The 17526-nt window shown below is 39.5% G+C and carries 14 protein-coding genes and 1 tRNA gene; 6 read left to right on the top strand and 9 right to left on the bottom strand.

Annotated elements, in window-relative coordinates:
* Positions 1–107: 107 nt before the first annotated feature.
* From JWQ54_RS10495 to JWQ54_RS10465, 7 genes are all read right to left on the bottom strand, one after another.
* Positions 108–2576, bottom strand: coding sequence for an outer membrane beta-barrel protein (locus JWQ54_RS10495; protein WP_299584187.1), 2469 nt, complete (start codon positions 2574–2576; stop codon positions 108–110).
* Between the two features lie 242 nt (positions 2577–2818).
* Positions 2819–3379, bottom strand: a complete 561-nt coding sequence (gene pth, locus JWQ54_RS10490) for an aminoacyl-tRNA hydrolase (RefSeq protein WP_299584184.1) — start codon at positions 3377–3379, stop codon at positions 2819–2821.
* A gap of 133 nt (positions 3380–3512) precedes the next feature.
* Complete coding sequence (locus JWQ54_RS10485; protein ID WP_299584181.1) at positions 3513–4097, bottom strand: 50S ribosomal protein L25/general stress protein Ctc; 585 nt, start codon at positions 4095–4097, stop codon at positions 3513–3515.
* Between the two features lie 111 nt (positions 4098–4208).
* Entirely contained in the window at positions 4209–5153 is a 945-nt protein-coding gene (locus JWQ54_RS10480) for a ribose-phosphate pyrophosphokinase (protein ID WP_299584179.1), read from the bottom strand.
* Positions 5154–5304: 151 nt separating this feature from the next.
* A tRNA-Gln gene (locus tag JWQ54_RS10475) sits at positions 5305–5375 on the bottom strand.
* A gap of 216 nt (positions 5376–5591) precedes the next feature.
* On the bottom strand, positions 5592–7562 hold the full coding sequence (locus JWQ54_RS10470) for a tetratricopeptide repeat protein (protein WP_299584177.1): 1971 nt from the start codon (positions 7560–7562) through the stop codon (positions 5592–5594).
* A 124-nt stretch (positions 7563–7686) separates the two neighbouring features.
* On the bottom strand, positions 7687–7860 hold the full coding sequence (locus tag JWQ54_RS10465) for a hypothetical protein (RefSeq protein WP_299584174.1): 174 nt from the start codon (positions 7858–7860) through the stop codon (positions 7687–7689).
* Positions 7861–8430: 570 nt separating this feature from the next.
* Between JWQ54_RS10465 and JWQ54_RS10460 the strand changes: the two genes are divergently transcribed.
* The 5 genes from JWQ54_RS10460 (at position 8431) to JWQ54_RS10440 (ending at position 12332) form a co-directional block, all read left to right on the top strand.
* Entirely contained in the window at positions 8431–9171 is a 741-nt protein-coding gene (locus JWQ54_RS10460; protein ID WP_299584171.1) for a LytTR family DNA-binding domain-containing protein, read from the top strand.
* 6 nt (positions 9172–9177) lie between these two features.
* Entirely contained in the window at positions 9178–9300 is a 123-nt protein-coding gene (locus JWQ54_RS10455) for a hypothetical protein (RefSeq protein WP_299584168.1), read from the top strand.
* 209 nt (positions 9301–9509) lie between these two features.
* Positions 9510–10607, top strand: coding sequence for a DUF5009 domain-containing protein (locus JWQ54_RS10450; protein WP_299584165.1), 1098 nt, complete (start codon positions 9510–9512; stop codon positions 10605–10607).
* Between the two features lie 127 nt (positions 10608–10734).
* Positions 10735–11241 carry a hypothetical protein gene (locus JWQ54_RS10445; RefSeq protein WP_299584162.1) on the top strand — a complete coding sequence of 169 codons (507 nt, stop codon included), beginning with the start codon at positions 10735–10737 and terminating at the stop codon, positions 11239–11241.
* Positions 11242–11375: 134 nt separating this feature from the next.
* A complete protein-coding gene (locus JWQ54_RS10440) occupies positions 11376–12332 on the top strand; it encodes an acetyl-CoA carboxylase carboxyltransferase subunit alpha (RefSeq protein ID WP_299584159.1) in 957 nt (318 codons plus the stop codon).
* Between the two features lie 64 nt (positions 12333–12396).
* On the opposite strand, the gene JWQ54_RS10435 is transcribed toward JWQ54_RS10440, so the two are convergent.
* Both JWQ54_RS10435 and JWQ54_RS10430 read right to left on the bottom strand, forming a co-directional pair.
* Positions 12397–13869 (bottom strand): glycoside hydrolase family 30 protein, encoded by a 1473-nt coding sequence (locus JWQ54_RS10435; protein WP_299584156.1) that lies wholly within the window; start codon positions 13867–13869, stop codon positions 12397–12399.
* A gap of 216 nt (positions 13870–14085) precedes the next feature.
* Entirely contained in the window at positions 14086–14802 is a 717-nt protein-coding gene (locus tag JWQ54_RS10430; RefSeq protein ID WP_299584153.1) for a carbonic anhydrase family protein, read from the bottom strand.
* Between the two features lie 273 nt (positions 14803–15075).
* Here JWQ54_RS10430 and JWQ54_RS10425 point away from each other — a divergent pair, with 273 nt between their 5' ends.
* Positions 15076–17466: an ABC transporter permease gene (locus JWQ54_RS10425; protein WP_299584150.1), complete on the top strand. Its 2391-nt coding sequence runs from the start codon at positions 15076–15078 to the stop codon at positions 17464–17466.
* Positions 17467–17526 lie beyond the last annotated feature (60 nt).

Raw genomic sequence — 17526 nt, 5'->3', positions numbered from 1 at the left:
GCAGAAAAAAAATGATTTACCGGAATTTAACTATCATTTTAGTTACGTAACACCAATGTTACTTTGTTGCAATAAAGGTTGCTATCGCACGGTTTGTTTTTAATGCATCAGGACCCGCCGCCGCTGGTATTATTGCCTCCACCGCCTTTAGTATCATCATTCTTAATTCCACGCTGGTTTTTCTTAATCTCGCTGTTTAGTTTCCCAAATCTATAGCTAAACCTAATGGCATAATTGCGGTACGGGTTTTCGAAAAATGACGATTGTGTAAATTGCGGTGTTGTAGTTGTGGAGGTAAATTTGCGGTATTTGCTGTACGGGTTATTTGTTACTAACGATATAGTGGCTTTTTTATTTAAAAACTCTTTGGTAAGCACATACGAATTAAATATAAAATTGCTCGACTTTCCCTGCAGGTTTACATCACCGCTAAAAAAGCCGGCATTAAAACCAAAGCGGTAGCCGCCATCAAACTTATAGCCAAGACTGCCGAACGCTTCACCCCTGAAACCCGAATTTGTATAATACTGGCCCGCATAACTGCCCTTTAACCAAATGTAGGAAATCTCAGAATTCAAGTTAAGTGTTATTCTTTTAGTGATTGATAAATTGGTGTTTAAATTTAGACCCAGGCTCCGGTTGTTTCCTAAATTCTGGTAGGTTGTTGTGGTAATGGTGTCAACGGTATTGTCCGGATTTTTATCAATTCTTAAATTACTTATATTTTGGATGGAGTTATTTGAAAAAGCGTAACTAAGCCCGGCGTTAAATGAGTTTTTTGAAAAATTACTGTAAGTAAACTCGAAGGTATTATTTAGTTCCGGCTGCAAGTTGGGATTACCGGTACTTATAAACTGCGGGTTTGAATTATCAACAAAAGGGTTAAGCTGGTAAATGCCCGGGCGCTGGATCCGTTGGGTAAAGCCAAAATTTATGCTGCTGGTTTTAAAACTGCGCTGTATGGAGATTGACGGAATGAGGTTATTGTAATTTTGATTAACCTTTGCATTAACCGATGAAAAATCGGCGTCAATGCTTGTATGTTCAATCCGCAGGCCGGCCTTAGCTGTATATTTATCCAGCTTTACCTGGTACGAGTTGTAAAAGCTATAAACATCCTGGTGATAATTAAAATTATCTGTATAAACCGAATTTTGAATATACTGGTTCGTTGCCGAATCGCGGTCAGATCTGTTGAAATTACTGAAGTTATTCCGCAGTATGGCTTTCCCGCCTATTTCAAGGGTAACCACTTTAAAAGGTTCGGCATAATCAACCTGTACTGTATGCTCCTTGCCGCCGGCATTATTGTATTGGTTAAAGTCGGGCTGTTGTGAATGATAAATATTTACCAGGTCGGCAAAGGCTTCGTTATTATATTGTGAATTTGGGGAGTAGCTGTATTTGTAGGATATAGTTAGCAAACGCTCCTTCTTCTGTTTAAAGCCAAGCTGGTAATTAATAGCAGCATCCAGGCCCTGCCAGTTATTATACCCATTTGAGAGCTGGCTGTATTGTTGTACCACCGATCCGTTGGCATTCAGATTGTTAGTGAATTGGCTGCTGTTTTGCTGATTATTACCTTTAAAAAACTCAATCGAGCCCGTTAGCAAATTAAGGCTGTCTATCTCGTAGCTCAATTCAAAATTGCCATAACGGTTGTTGCCCTTGCGCGTGTTAGCACCACTTTGTGTGATGGATCCGCCGTTTGTAAATAGTTGCGAGTTCCCCGAGCTGGATTCATTAGTGTTCCGCTTGTTTACACCAAAAAACAGGGTTACACCCAATTTTCCCTGTTTTGCATTAGCGCTAATATTTATACCCGGCCCCCAGATACTGTTATAACGGCCGTTTATGTTTGCGTTATAACCCTTGTCAGCATTTTTTTTGGTAATGATATTGATGATCCCCGACAGTCCTTCGGCATCATATTTTGCCGGTGGCGTGGTAATTACTTCTATCTTTTCAATATTGGTTGCAGGCATGGCCCTTAAAACATCCGACGGATTTTTAGCCATCAACGCTGATTCTTTTCCATTTATCAGGATCTTATAATTGCCGCTGCCCTTAAGCTTAATATTGTCATCGGCATCAACTGATAATAGCGGAACTTTGCGCATCATATCCAATGCGGTTATTGCTTTGCTTTCCGGGTCGGCCTGCACATCATAGCTTATACGGTCAACCTCCTGCTTCATTATCGGTCTTACAGCTGTTATTGAAACTTCTTTTAGCTGGTTGCTGGCAGCTGATAATAATACATTGCCAGCATTTACTTCTGTACCGGTACCGGTTATTTTAATTGTTTTGCTTTTATAGCCAACGGAGGCAAATGTTATCTGGTATTCTTTAAGGGCCAGATTTTTAAATTCGAAGGTACCATCGTTCTTAGTTAAACCGCTTTTTACAGCTTGCTGTGTTTTTGCATCAAGCAATACCACGGTGACATAGCCCAATGGCTTGTTGCTCACTGAGTCAATAGTAATGCCTTTAACTGTCAGCGTTTGAGGAGCGGATTGAGCCATTACTGTAGCCGACAGGTACCAGCAAAATGCCAGCAGTAAAAGTTTTTTCATATTTAATTTTTTTGATTTCACTGATTTTGGGGTGATTTCACCGATTTGATTCTTTGATTTACTTGATTTTTTCTAAATCAGTGTAATCAATTACATAATCAGTGCAGTATATAATCAGTGTAATCTTCTTAAAATCGGTGTAATCATTAAATAGCCTAAATGACGCTTGTGAACACGATCCGTTACAGGGAAATTAAGATTTAACAGAATTTTAACATTTGAATTGCGGATTTACCGGGATACTACTTATTGTACCTGGTCATGGTGAGTTCAGTACCTATTGTGGCGAAGCTTTTTATCATTTCAATAGAGCGGTCTATCAATGCAGGAAGTTCAGGTATTTCATCTTTATCAAAGCCATCAAGCACATAATCAACCTGGCGCCCTTTGGGATAGTTATCGCCCACACCAAAACGCAGTCGGGCATAATTGCTATGGCCAAAAGTGGCTTCAACATGTTTTAAACCGTTATGCCCGGCGGCGCTGCCCTTGGGCTTTAAGCGCAAAGTGCCAAAAGGCAAGGCAATATCATCAACTATTATCAATACGTTTTCAATAGGGATCTTTAACTGCCTCATCCAGTGGCTAACGGCTTTACCGCTAAGGTTCATATAGGTAGTTGGCTTTATAAGGTGCAGGGTGCGTGCCTTATGGCTTATTTCTGTATAGTAAGCCAGGCGCATATTGTAAAATTTGGCACCTTCCTGTTTTGCCAATTCATCCAATACCATAAAACCTATGTTATGCCGGGTATCGGCATATTCAGGCCCTATGTTTCCTAAACCAACTATTAAATATTTCATGCCCCCTGGCCCCCTAAAGGGGGAATTGATTCGCGTATGCGTTATTAAATTCAAAGTAAACAAAAAACAGCGATAAGATAAACCCATCGCTGTTAAATGTTATCCCTTTATTCCCCTTTAGGGGTTAGGGGCTTTATTTTTTACCAGAAGCAGCTTCTTGCTCAGCCTGGCGTAATGCACGTGAAGTAGTTACTGAAACTATAGTATCTTCCTTAGCATTCATGATAATTAACTTATCAAGTATAATATCACTAACCTTTACAGATTTACCAACTTCTAAAGTTTCGATGCTTACTTCAATAGCATCCAAATGATCTTTAGGTAAAGCTTTGATACGTAATTTTCTTAATTTTTGTACAAGCTTACCACCTGTTTTAACACCTGGAGAAGTTCCGGTTAATTTAACAGGGATCTCGATGGTGATAGGTTTTTTCTCGTCTAAAAGTAAAAAATCTACGTGGATGATCTGTTCAGTTAACGGGTGAAACTGAAGATCTTTAATGATAGCCTGTGATTTTGTACCGGCAATATCTAAGTCGATGAAATGAACAACCGGTGTATAAACTACGGCTTTCAAATCACTTGCGGACACTGAAAAGTGGGTTTGGGTAGCCCCACCGTAAAGTACTGCAGGCACCAGACTCTGGTAACGCAGTTCTTTAGCGTCTCTTTTCCCTACGTTCTCTCTTGGAGAACCGCTAATAGCAATTGATTTCATTTTTTGTTATTTATTTATGTTAAAAGTCCATGGTCGATAGTATAGACCATGGTTTATAATTACTCACTTTTCAATTCGTCTATGGACTATTGACCATGGACTATGGACTTCTCAGTCCACTTTAAACAACTGGCTTATTGAGCCGTGTTCATTTACATTCATTATCGCTTTGGCAAACAGCTCAGCAGTGGTTAACACCCTGATCTTGCTGCTTTGATATTTAAGCGGGATAGTATCAGTAACGATCAATTCTGTCAATACAGAATTTTCTATGGTTTCGTAAGCCTTGCCCGATAATAAGGGATGCGTACAAACAGCGCGTACACTGCGTGCGCCACGCTCCATAATTAACCCGGCTGCTTTTGCCAGCGTACCGGCAGTATCGCATATATCATCAATCAACACTATATCCTGGTCGGTAACATCACCTATAAGGGTCATGGCCTCAATTTCATTAGCACGTTTACGGCGTTTATCGCATATTACCACTTCGGCATTAAAGAACTTTGCAAAAGTACGCGCCCTGTATGAACCGCCCATATCCGGCGAGGCAATAGTTAAATTGCCAAGGCCGAGGCTTTTAATATAAGGCACAAAAATTATAGAAGCATCAAGGTGATCAACCGGGATATCAAAAAATCCCTGGATCTGCGCAGCGTGCAGGTCCATTGTCATAATGCGGTTTATACCGGCAGCTACCAGCAAATTGGCAGCCAATTTCGCACCTATGGCAACGCGCGGCTTATCCTTCCTGTCCTGCCTGGCAAGTCCGAAATAAGGAATAACAGCGGTTACATAATGGGCAGATGCACGGCGTGCGGCATCGGTCATCATCAGTAATTCCATCAGGTTATCAGTAGGCGGATTGGTACTTTGGACTAAAAATACATCACAGCCACGTACAGATTCATTAAAATGAGGTTGAAATTCACCATCGCTAAAACGCGAAATATCAATGTCGCCTAACTCGCGGCCATATGAAGCAGCAATATTTGCCGCTAGTACCGTAGTACCAGAGCCTGCAAATAATTTAACAGGGTTAAATTGTAATGGCATTTTTTTATTTCGGATGTCGGATTTTCAATTTCGGAAGTTGATGCGAAATAAGTCTCCTGATTACCAGCTATTATAAAAAACAATTCGGATTTCGATATAGTTCTCCGGAGTAAATCCGAAATTGAACATCCGAAATCCGAAATTTCAACTGTTGCCCGACCAGGATTCGAACCTAGACAAACGGTACCAAAAACCGTCGTACTACCATTATACTATCAGGCAATCTCCTTAGGGTTTGTTATCCATTCCAAAAAGGAATGCAAATATAGGAGGTTTTTTCTGTTCTCAAAAAGCTTTTTTAAAAAAGATTTTGGGAAAGAAAAAAAGAGTCAACGCAACGAGAATCAAGAGTCAGGATATGAAGAGCTTTAAATGAAAATAAATCATAACATTTTTATCTCGATTCCTGACTCCTGATCTCCTGACTCTCTTCTCTCCCTAAATGTTTATTTCCATTTGATAGAAAACTCCGGGGTTACTTTTTATTACAAGTGTTGAATTTAATTGTCGTGCCATCAAATTCACCAATCTTAAACCAAAAGAAGGGGCCTTATCTTTATTTTCTTCTTTCAAACCAACGCCATTATCGCAAAGGGTTAGCAACAGTTTCGATTTTTCAATCAATTTAAGACCGAGGTGAATTTCACCCCCAGCTTCTGTAAAGGCATATTTGAAAGCATTGGTGGCCAGCTCATTGGCTATTAATCCAATTGCAACCGCCTTATCAGCTTCAAGCATTATGTTACCTACCTCTATCCTCAAATTAACCTCCCTCTGCTTATATACACCAAACGAATCTTTTATATGATTTAATAGCTTGGTTAAATAATCATTCATTTCAATTTTGGTAGTGGTATTGTCAAGGTATAGTTTATTGTGGATCAAATTCATGGAGGTTAGCCGGGCCTCATTTTCACGAAGGGCGATCTTTGTATTTTCATCGCTCAGGTTTTCAATCTGCATAGAAAAAAGACCCGAAAGGATCTGCAGGTTGTTTTTAACCCGGTGGTGAAGATCCCGCATCAGGGTTTGGATCCGCTGGTTGGCTTTGTTTTTTATTCTGAAGCTGTTATAAGCTATAGCAAATAATAACAAAAGTAAAACTGCTGCAATCACCAGAACGATAATAGATAGTTTTTGCTGCTTTACAATTTTTTGCCCCAGGCTATTTTGTAAATGGAGGGCTGCTATATCCTTTATTTTTTGGTCGGTTTGGTATTTAATTTCCAGTTCATCAATTGTTCTGTTTTTAGCAACAGAAAACAGACTATCTTTTAAATCGCCCCGTTTATTAAGGTAAAGAAGCGCGTTTTTAAAATCACCTGCATAATTATACAAATTATATTTAATGGTGTAAGCCTCCATTAATAATTCGGGCAGTTTAAGCTTTTGTGCTGTACTACTTGTAATATTAATTGCAGTTAATGCCTGACCGTATTTTTTCTGCTGTGTGTAAATTTCGGCAAGGTCTGCATCTCCCCTGGCTATCTCTTCGGTCATGCCATAATTTGCTGCTATATGCAATGATCTTTTAACATAGTTTTCGGCTTTTTTCAAATCGCCCTTCATTTTCCAGGAAGAACCCAGATTTTGTAAGGTGAGCACTATTTCACTTGAATCTTTTGCGGGCTTATACATAGCCAGCGACTTATTGAGGTAATAAATAGCAGAATCTGGATGCTTATATCGTTTAAATGTAAACCCAATATTGTTTAATGATTGTGCGATTGCTTGCCTGTCATTTAACTTCTGCCTTATAACCAGTGACTTCTTATTATATTCCAGTGCTTTCGGATAATTATTTAATTCAACAAAACATAAAGCGATGGAATTAAAAGTATGGGATAAGTTTTCCTCATTTTTTAAGCTTTCAAAAATCGCAGATGATAATAAGTAATAATTAATAGCTTCGGAATATAGTGAAAGCTTCCGCTCACAAATACCAATATTCAAATAAACAGCAGCTAAACCAGATAATTGATTTGTATTTTTAAAAATAATTGATGCTTTTTTATATTCATCAATCGCCTGTTTAAAAGCACCTGTTCCATATTCTGACATACCTAAATAAAGCCATGAATCACCACTTAACGAGTCTGTGTGATAACCCTCAGCAATAGATAATGCATTTTTAGCCGTTATTTTTCCATTACGATAATCCCTTAAATCGTAGTAATATCCAGCTATTATGTTTAAACTTTTAATGACAATTCTTTTGTCCTTTTTTAGTTCGGCTATCTTATAAGCTTGCTTAGCTAAATTAATACCTATTAAGGGATCTTTAGCTGAATTAGCTTTTTTAAGTAAAGTATCTGGGTTCTGATTATTATTGTCAAAAAAGGGATAAGCATTATTTAACAGTATAAAAAAGCTGATAAATACTAACAAACTTTTTTTCAATAAAACCATTATTTTTTTTTGATAAGGGATAATAAAATACAAAATTAAGTATCAAATTATAAACTTAAAATTTGCTGATTTAAAATTAATAAAAAAAGGCTGCAAAATGGCAGCCTTTAATATTAATTAAGCATCAATGCTTAATTGGCCCATCGCCTCCCCCGGAGAGGTTTGTAGAATCAGCTGAAGCCAGTTTGATTGGTTGATAGTTTTTTGTTGGAGTCACAGATGAATCTTTTTTACACCCGGTTGCTGCGATTGAAGCCATAACTATTATAACTGCAATGAATAATTGTTTACTTTTCATTTTACCCTTTTTTTTAAATTTAAAAAACAAGGGCATGACTTTTCCAGGGCCGGGGCTATGCCCGTAACCCGCTTTCCCGAAAAAGACTTTTACAATTTTGGATATCCTATATTAGTATATCAGTCCGATATCTCTTTTTTGAAATACTTTACGGCGGCACAATAAGTAATAGGTAATGATGCAACACGTATGTATATTCGGATTCATACGTGATAAGGTTTAGGTGAACTTCTATAATATCTTTAGTATAAACCGGTATTATTTTTTCCTGACCGGCAACTATAGTATTTTATTGTTTTTTGTTTGATTTTCCCCGGTTAAAATCAGGGCCTCTTTTTACTTTTTTCAATTAAGCTGCATCTAAAGGGTTGTACTAAGTTTATACCTTAGTTTATCAAACGATTGAAATTAATTCAATTGGCTAGTAAAGCAAGTAACAAGTTTACGAACTTGCTGTTTTACCTTGTGAATAAGCCGTTTTTGTACAGGAGCAATAATTAGAACAGGAACGTAAAATTGATGTTTAATAATTTGTATTAAACCATCATTTGTTATTATAACTTTGAAATTATGTTAGGTAAAGTCAAAATCCTTGTTGTCGAGGATGAAATACTAATTGCCGAGTCGTTAAGAATGATGCTTGAAGGCCTTGGTTATGAGGTACCGGCGATTTTTAATTCGGGCTCGGAGGCAATTAAAAATTTTAAGCCTGGGTTTGCTGATATCGTAATTATGGATATCGAGCTGGCAGATAACACCAATGGCATTGATACCGCAATTGAATTAAAAAAGATCTGCGATCCACCAATAATTTTCATCACCAATAATACTGATGAGCGCCTCCGTAAAAAAGCAATTTATGAAACCAGTGCATTGCATTATGTTTCTAAACCTTTTACAAGACTTGATATTAGTATAGCTATAGACCTTACGCTTAAGTTAGCCGGCGATAAAGAAATTGCCTCAAAAAAAGCCAATGAGTTTTCCTATTTAATGAATGATTCCATATTTGTTAAAGATGAAGGCAGTTTCAAAAAAATAATGATCAGCGATATCCGCTTTTTAAAGGCCGACGGGAGCTATTGCAACTTATATCTTAAAAAAGATAACATCATGTTCTGTGAGAATTTGAGTTTTTTGGAAGGGAAACTTTCCTTTGCCAAAAACCTGGTGCGTGTTCACCGTTCTTACCTGGTAAACATTAACTACATAACCAAAATACAGGATAACAGGCTTTGGGTTGAGGATGAAGAAATACCAATCGGCACAACCTACAAAAAAGACCTGGGCGAATTAATAAGATTTATCTAATGGTTCATGGTTGCCGGTATTGCCATTGAATCCGGATTTAATTTCGGCGATATTTCTCTTGAATTTGTAAAGGGAGATGGCAGGGTGAATAAATTTGTGGAGCACCAGGATGGTAAAGATTACGATTGAAAAAAAAGTAGATTGATTGCACCGATAAAGAATGATCCAAATGTGATAGGTGTCACCTCCCCCTCTTTTTTCCCTTTAGACTCCACAGAACTTTAACGCAGGATGGTAATGAAAACACCGTAAACTTACGGTTAAACAATAAATTTTATTTAATTTTAGTGGTATAAACCAATTAAACAATCCCTTATAAACGGATTCAAAAGAACCTTATGCCTGCAACAAAAAATCTAAACCCTATATCCACCCGCCTCCTCTCTCTCGATTTCCTCCGCGGCTTTATTATGGTATTGCTTGCCATTGAATCAACCGGTTTGTATGATTATTTGTATGAGCATACCCATGGGCGTTTTATAGAGCAGTTTACCCATCACCCCTGGCATGGCCTCCATTTTTGGGACTTGGTGCAGCCTGCTTTTATGTTTATGGCGGGGGTAGCTATGGCGTTTTCATTAAACAAGCAATGGGCAAATGGTGTTACCTGGAACCAATCGTTTAAAAAAACATTAAAGCGCTGCGGCTGGCTGTTCTTTTGGGGGGTGCTGGATTATGCCGTGCGCCCAAAAGGTTTATCGTTTGAGCTGTGGGATGTTTTAACCCAGCTTTCATTCACAACTTTAGTAGCTTTCCTTATTTTCAGGTGGAGCTCAATTGCACAAATAAGTGTTTGCATAGGTTTACTGCTCCTTACCGAAGTTCTGTACCGTTTTACCCATGTCCCTGGCTTTGACCAGCCCTTTACCGATCAGCACAATTTTGGAAATTATGCTGATCTGCTGCTTATGAACAAGATCAATAATGGCGGCTGGGTAGCAATCAATTGCATCCCAACGGCTGTACATACCATTGCCGGGGCGCTGGCAGGCAAGCTATTGTTAAATGGCAATAATAAATTAAGGCAATTAATACTTTGGGGCCTTGCCTGCCTGCTTATTGGTTATGGCCTTGATGCATTAAATATAACCCCAATAATTAAACGTATTGCGACTAGCTCGTTCACAATAGCATCGCTAGGCTGGTGCCTTTGGTTTTTAGCGATCAGTTATTGGTGGGTTGACGTAATGGGGCATCGTAAATATTTAACCTTTTTTACCATTGTGGGCATGAACTCCATTTTCATCTACCTGTTTTTTGAAATTGTTGGCAGCCGATGGTTTAATGGCTACATACACAGTATCTCTAACGAGGTGCTAAGCTGGTTTAATGCCGGCGAGCTGCTGAAAGTTATTGTTGGGGCTATCTGTATTTTTGGGTTGGAATGGCTGCTTTGTTATTTTTTGTATAAGAAAAAGGTGTTTTTTAAATTATGATTGAACAATCTTTGTTTTATTTAGTTAATTAAGCTGGATTGAGTTAATTAAGTTGCACCGGGGACTGCCGGCAGTCTATTTTTCAACTTAATTAATCATTCCCATAATTCAGCTTAATCAACTAAATATGAAGAACTTTTTATTCGTATTTTTCATTTTAATGATCTTCATTAAGGCAAACGCCCAATCCCCTGCCGATAGCGCCACCATCAAAAAATCAACCCTTAAAACTTTAACTGACGAAGAATATACGGCCTTGTTAAATGGCAGCGACCTTTACCACATGTCATTAGCTGCTGAATTAAACCATTTTCCATCACCGGAAAAAGCCTTGAAATATAAAAAGGAATTAGACCTGAGTCCGCAGCAGTTAACTAAGTTTACTGCCATAGTAAAGGAGCTGCACCGTAAAATACTGGAAATGGGCCTGATAATTATCCGCAATGAACGCACACTGGATAGTATTTTTAAGTATAATAGGCTGGATAATGGCACGCTAATATTTTATGCAAACCGCTACGGATTATACCAGGGCGAGCTCAGGAACGTTATTTTACAGTCGTGCCTGGTAACCAAAAACTTATTAACGCCGCAGCAAGTGCGCAAAATTGAGTCGTTAGAAAAACGTAATTGACAAAATACCATTAGATTTATTTAATTTAGCGCCCCCTAATTAAGTGTAAAAACATTTGTTGTGTTTTTTAACACAAAATGGGTGTGAATTTGATTTATATAGAAAGTTCATCTCACTAATAATAAAATTGTTGAATGAAGATTACTTTTGACTTTGAAAAACCACTTGCCGAGCTGTTGCAGCAAATAGAAAAGGTAAAGCAGGTTGAAGATAAAAACAAGCTGGATATGTCGGCAACGATAGCGGAGCTTGAAAATAAATTAGAGACCGCTAAAAAAGAGATCTACGCCAATTTAACCGGCTGGCAAAAAGTACAGATCTCGCGCCACCCGGAAAGACCCTACTCATTGCAATACCTGGAACTGATGTGTGATGATTTTATTGAGCTGCATGGCGACCGCACAGTTGGCGATGATAAAGCAATAATTGGCGGTTTTGGAACCATTGGCGGACAAACAGCAATGTTCATCGGTCACCAAAAGGGCCGTAATACCAAAGAGCGCCAGATGCGCAATTTTGGTATGGCTAATCCCGAAGGTTACCGCAAAGCATTAAGGCTGATGAAACTGGCCGAAAAATTCAACAAGCCGGTTATAACACTGATTGACACCCCTGGAGCGTTCCCAGGCCTGGAGGCAGAGGAGCGCGGACAAGGCGAAGCCATAGCGCGCAATCTGCTGGAAATGTCGATATTAAAAGTGCCCGTTATTTGCGTTGTTATAGGCGAAGGCGCATCAGGTGGGGCATTAGGAATAGCTATTGGCGATAGGGTGTTAATGCTGGATAACTCATGGTATTCAGTTATTTCTCCCGAAAACTGTTCAACCATCCTGTTTAAAACCTGGGAGCACAAGGAAAGAGCAGCAGAAATGCTGAAGCTTACCAGCACCGAAATGTTGAAAAACAAGCTGATAGATGGCGTTATCAAAGAACCCCTTGGCGGTGCCCACCAGGACCCGGTTGCAATGGCTGCCACATTAAAGAAACAGCTTTTAAAAGACCTTAAAGTATTAAAAGAACGCAATATTGATGAGCTGGTTACCGAAAGAATAAACAAGTTTTGCAATATGGGTGTGGTAATAGAAGATTAAGATATACTTAGTAAACAAAAAAAGCGGCTGATGGCCGCTTTTTTTGTTTACTCTCAGGGAAGAATTACTCCACTACCAACGTCGTAATTGAATGCGCCAAGCTGGTTGTTTTTGCTGCCTTGCCTTTTATCCATAAAGAATAATCAATATTCTCGTCACCACGGTTCATTACTACAACAGCAAGCTTGCCATCAGGGTTAATATAAGCGGTGGTTAATAGCTTATCCCTGCTTGCGGAGCTTACGATGCGTTTAGCACCGGGATGAATAAATTTAGAGAAGTGCCCCATGTAATAGTAGGAGTTTGTATAGATCAAACTTCCATTGCGGGTATCGGCATGTACCGGTGCAAAGCAAAAGTTGCCTACATGGTTTGGTCCGCCTTTTTCATCAAGCAGGATGTTCCAGTCTGTCCAGCCTACGGTGCCGGCATTAAAATCATTCATCATTGAGAGGCCATAACGTTCGCCTAGCGCCCAATCATTAAGCCTGTTAAAATCAAATTTCTCTACACAGCCTTCGGTAAATATCAGTTTTTTATCAGGAAAGGCTTTAGCAACCAGGCGGGTATTCTCAAAGTTCATGCCTGCGCCTGTCCAGGTTTCGTACCAGTGAAAGCCTATGCCCCAAACATATTTTGCAGCTGCTGGATCTTCCAGTATGGTACTGGCACGCTGGTACATTAAATCGCGGTTATGATCCCATGCAATCAGCTTTTTACCTGCCATGCCTGCTTTGTATAAAGTTGGGCCTAAAAAATTCTTAATAAAATCGCGCTCGTCTTCAGCAGTGTACAGGCATGATTCCCATGTTTGAGTAGCCATTGGCTCATTCTGTACTGACAGGCCCCAGATAGGGATGCCCAGCTTTTCATAGGCCTGGACAAATTTCACATAAAAGTTTGCCCATGACTGGTCGTATTTAGGCAACAGCTTACCACCATGTAACACATCCCCATTGGTTTTCATCCATGCCGGCGGGCTCCATGGGCTGGCGAACAAGGTAAGCTTACCACCTGCAGCAGCAGTAACCGCTTTTATAAAGGGAATGCGGTATTTTTTATCATGACTTACATCAAATGATTTTAAGCTTGCATCATTATTCTTAACATAACTATAGCTTTCACTCGAAAAATCACTGCTTTGAATACTGGTGCGGCCAAGCGTGTATCCAATCCCCTTATCTTTATCAAAATAAGCGGTCAGAAATTCCTTTTGCTTGTCCTTAGGTAATTTATAAAATGTTTCTGCGGCAGCATCTGTTAATGCCCCGCCAATACCAAGCATAGTTTGGAACGTTTTTGAGGGGTCAACAAATATAGCAACCTCCGTTTCAACCGGCTGTGGGTTGCTGGTAAATGTAAGGGTTGCGGTTTGCTTCATGCGGTCGTCGGTGCCTTTGGCGGTTACATAAACCTTTACCGATTTATTGGCGGCGGAGTAAGCTGTACCAACCTTTTTTTGCGCTGTCGCCTGCTGAACAGATAACAAAACAAGTGCGGCAAAAACATAGTACAGCCTAATGAATCTTCTTTTCATAGTTAATTAATAATTGATAATGATGATTGGTATAGTGGGTTATGACACCAAATCTATTAAAGATAATTAAAATATCGGCACAAAAAGCCGTTTAATTAATTGGCTTATAATGGATTGGAATACCACTGATACGCATTAATACCGCAGCTAATTATACTCATTACCAGAAAGTTCCTTTTTACCCACCATATTATGGCAATGCGGTTAGATACCACGCTACAAGTACGTAATTTTACCTGTAGCAACGTCATAAATCCCAGCCAATATTTTAACTTTCTTATCTTGCACAAGTTTGTCGATTATCGGGCTGTCTTTGCGCATTTTTTTTATGGTAAGCTCCACATTTTTTACCATCACCGCGTGCACAAACTTTTGGTTTCTTGATGTCCTGTCCCCTGGCATTTCCACAGCATACACTGCGGGCCTAATTTTAGCTAACAAGGCGGTAATATTCCCCAGCTTCACATTATCGATAGCAGACGTAATCGCCCCGCAATCCGTATGCCCCAGCACCACAATTACTTTGGCGCCCATCACATGACAGGCATACTCCAAGCTGCCCCAAATGTCCTCATTTCCAATATTACCAGCCACTCTGGCTACAAATAAATCGCCTATGCCCATATTAAAAACAGTCTCTACCGGCACCCTTGAATCAAGACACGATAGAACAGCTGCCATGGGGCGCTGGCCGCTAGCTGTTGAGCGAATCCGAAGGCTGTCTTTCATCACCAGCGGTTTAAAGGTGTAAAAACGCCGGTTACCACTTTTCAGCAAAGCTATAACGGCGTCGGATGTCAGTGGTTTGGCGGTAATTACGCTGTGGGGAGCAGATTTTGAACTGCCTGCAGCCGCGTCATTTGTTTTGTACGATGTTTTGCTGCTGAATGAAAGTGAAATTGTTGCGATAAGAATAAAGACTAACTTCTTCATAAAATTTAGGTTTATAGGTTTAAATAAATAATATACAATAGTATAAAAAAATATTTATCATAAGCAATTAATAATAAGACAATTAAATTATTGTGAAAATATATTTTAGACTGTAACAAAACCGGACACTTACCGTACGGATATGCACCATTTACACACACTTTAATTTATCACTAAACTACTGATAATCAAATATTTAAATTATCGGCATAATTTTGAATTGTAGAATACCTGTTACGGCCGTAAAGTGCAACACACCAATGACTAAATACCATGATAAGAAACTATTTTAAAATCGCCTGGAGAAACCTGCATAAGCACCGTTTTTTTTCATTGGTAAATATTGGGGGCCTGGCCATTGGCGTGGCTGCCTTCTGGATTATTGCATTATATGTAACCGATGAGTGGAGCTATGACCGCTATAACGAAAAGTCCGATAGGATCTTCAGGGTAGTTCAGCATGGTAAATGGAATGGCGGCAGCTTTAACCTGGCAATAACCTCAATCCCTTATGCACCCGCTTTAAAGGCAGATTATCCTGAAGTTGAGGAAGCCATCCGTGTTGATATGGAAGGTGGCGGAAAAATAATTTATGGCGATAAACAGATCCAGGCAGGCGATATTTCATTTACTGATGCCGCTATATTCAACGTATTCACCTATCATTTTTTATCAGGCGACCCTAATACGGCATTGGCAAAGCCCCATTCTATCGTTTTAACAAAAACCCTTGCCGAAAAAATCTTTGGCGATCCATCATCAGCCCAGGATAAAACGGTATTCTTTGATGGCAATGATGGGCAGGTAGTTACCGGTGTAATTGATGATGTACCAGCAAACTCTACATTTAAATTTAGCGCGCTGCGGTCTTTTAATGCAAACCCAACAGGCAAATGGGGCAGTGCAGGCATCTTTACTTTTGTTCTGTTAAAAAACCATGACGATTATAAAAAGATAGAGGCCCGCTCTGATGCTTTTTTTAATAAATATTTAAAAGCAGACCTTGCAGGAGTAAAATACAAAATGGAGCTGCAGCCATTAACATCTATCCACCTGCACTCAAACCTTGATTATGAGATGGGTAATGCCGGCAACATTGCTTATGTATATATATTCAGTATTGTTGGTTTGTTAATACTCGCTATTGCAGTAATAAATTATGTTAACCTTACCACAGCCCGCTCATCAGTAAGGGTTAAAGAGATCGGCATCCGTAAGGTTATCGGCTCAGGCCGTAAACAGCTCCTTTACATGTTCTTTTCCGAATCCATTTTGCTGGCAGTATTGGCTACTATTTTAGGTATGGTTTTAATCCAGGCGACCCTGCCTTATTTTAATCACCTTTCGGGCAAATCACTAGATGTTTGGTACTTTGGGGTGAGGAAATCACTGGCAATATTTGCTGTATTCGCTTTTGTAACCGGCATTATCAGTGGCATTTACCCTGCATTGTTCCTGTCTGGCTTTAACACTATCCCGGCAATGAAAGGGCAATTGGGGAACCAGTCGTCAACTATTCTTTTCCGGAAAGGACTGGTTATCTTCCAGTTTGTTATAACAATTGTAATGATTGTTGGCTCGTGTGTAATTTACCAGCAGCTGCATTATGTTTTAAATAAAGATCTTGGCTTTAACAAATCACAGATGCTAACGTTCCATATTCATAACAGGGGTGCGCGTGCAAAAACTGACGAAATTAAAGCCCAATTACTGCAAAATCCTTTGATTCAGAGTGTTGCCGTTGCGGGTAATCCCATAGGCAATAATGATATCGGCTCAAGCGATTTTAACATTGGTGCCGATGGCAACAATGCGCCTGATACTAAAATGGTGGAGTCGTTAATAGTTGATGAGGATTTTATACCAGCCATGCAGATAAAAATGGCTACAGGTCGTAATTTTATAAAAGGCGTTTCAGATACTGCAAATCATTCAATCATAGTTAACGAAACATTGATAAAGGAACTGGGATGGAAAAACCCAATTGGCAGGCGTGTACGCACAGGTGTTGATCGCGGCATTATCAAATATTCAACCATTATAGGTGTCACAAAGGATTTTAATACCTATTCCCTGCAGCACAAAATATCGCCGATGGTATTAAACTTACCCGCAGTTGCCGATGACAAGGATAACCTGTATGTGCGTTTAAGCAAAACCAATATCCCGGCTGCGCTAAACTACCTGCAGCGGGTTTATGCCAGGTTCGACTCTGAAAACAAAGTTGATTATCATTTTCTTGATCAAAACTTTGCCGTTCAATATCAATCAGAACAAAAGCAAGGCAACCTGCTGCTTATTTTCACTGTGCTTGCAATAAGTATTGCCTGCCTGGGCTTATTTGGCCTGGTCACCTTCACTGCTGAACAGCGTGTAAAAGAGATAGGGATCCGTAAAGTATTGGGTGCAGGCATCCGTCATATAATAAATATGCTGGCTAAAGAACTGGTGTTGCTGGTATTAATTGCTGCAATTGTTGCTGCGCCAATTGCCTGGCTTGCCGCAAGCAAATGGCTGCAAAATTTTGAATATCGTACAAATATCCACTGGTGGGTATTTGTTGCAGCAGGTTTGGCAGCCATGCTTTTAGCCTTTATAACCATAAGCGTACGCTCGGTTAAGGCCGCAATGGCCAACCCGGCTAAGAGCCTTAAAACAGAGTGATTAGAGATTAGAGACCAGAGGTTAGTTGAACTTTAAAACGATCTCCGGCTATGAATCAAT

It is taken from the genome of Mucilaginibacter sp. (assembly GCF_028288225.1).
Lineage (GTDB): Bacteria > Bacteroidota > Bacteroidia > Sphingobacteriales > Sphingobacteriaceae > Mucilaginibacter.
Note: the sequence above shows the minus strand (reverse complement) of the source record. Positions and strands in the feature narration are given on the sequence as shown.

Bases quoted from the DNA above. Each gene is read 5' to 3' on its own strand.
- JWQ54_RS10495 (WP_299584187.1), bottom strand. From the start codon at position 2,576: ATGAAAAAACTTTTACTGCTGGCATTTTGCTGGTACCTGTCGGCTACA.
- pth (WP_299584184.1), bottom strand. From the start codon at position 3,379: ATGAAATATTTAATAGTTGGTTTAGGAAACATAGGGCCTGAATATGCC.
- JWQ54_RS10485 (WP_299584181.1), bottom strand. From the start codon at position 4,097: ATGAAATCAATTGCTATTAGCGGTTCTCCAAGAGAGAACGTAGGGAAA.
- JWQ54_RS10480 (WP_299584179.1), bottom strand. From the start codon at position 5,153: ATGCCATTACAATTTAACCCTGTTAAATTATTTGCAGGCTCTGGTACT.
- JWQ54_RS10470 (WP_299584177.1), bottom strand. From the start codon at position 7,562: ATGGTTTTATTGAAAAAAAGTTTGTTAGTATTTATCAGCTTTTTTATA.
- JWQ54_RS10465 (WP_299584174.1), bottom strand. From the start codon at position 7,860: ATGAAAAGTAAACAATTATTCATTGCAGTTATAATAGTTATGGCTTCA.
- JWQ54_RS10460 (WP_299584171.1), top strand. From the start codon at position 8,431: ATGTTAGGTAAAGTCAAAATCCTTGTTGTCGAGGATGAAATACTAATT.
- JWQ54_RS10455 (WP_299584168.1), top strand. From the start codon at position 9,178: ATGGTTGCCGGTATTGCCATTGAATCCGGATTTAATTTCGGCGATATT.
- JWQ54_RS10450 (WP_299584165.1), top strand. From the start codon at position 9,510: ATGCCTGCAACAAAAAATCTAAACCCTATATCCACCCGCCTCCTCTCT.
- JWQ54_RS10445 (WP_299584162.1), top strand. From the start codon at position 10,735: ATGAAGAACTTTTTATTCGTATTTTTCATTTTAATGATCTTCATTAAG.
- JWQ54_RS10440 (WP_299584159.1), top strand. From the start codon at position 11,376: ATGAAGATTACTTTTGACTTTGAAAAACCACTTGCCGAGCTGTTGCAG.
- JWQ54_RS10435 (WP_299584156.1), bottom strand. From the start codon at position 13,869: ATGAAAAGAAGATTCATTAGGCTGTACTATGTTTTTGCCGCACTTGTT.
- JWQ54_RS10430 (WP_299584153.1), bottom strand. From the start codon at position 14,802: ATGAAGAAGTTAGTCTTTATTCTTATCGCAACAATTTCACTTTCATTC.
- JWQ54_RS10425 (WP_299584150.1), top strand. From the start codon at position 15,076: ATGATAAGAAACTATTTTAAAATCGCCTGGAGAAACCTGCATAAGCAC.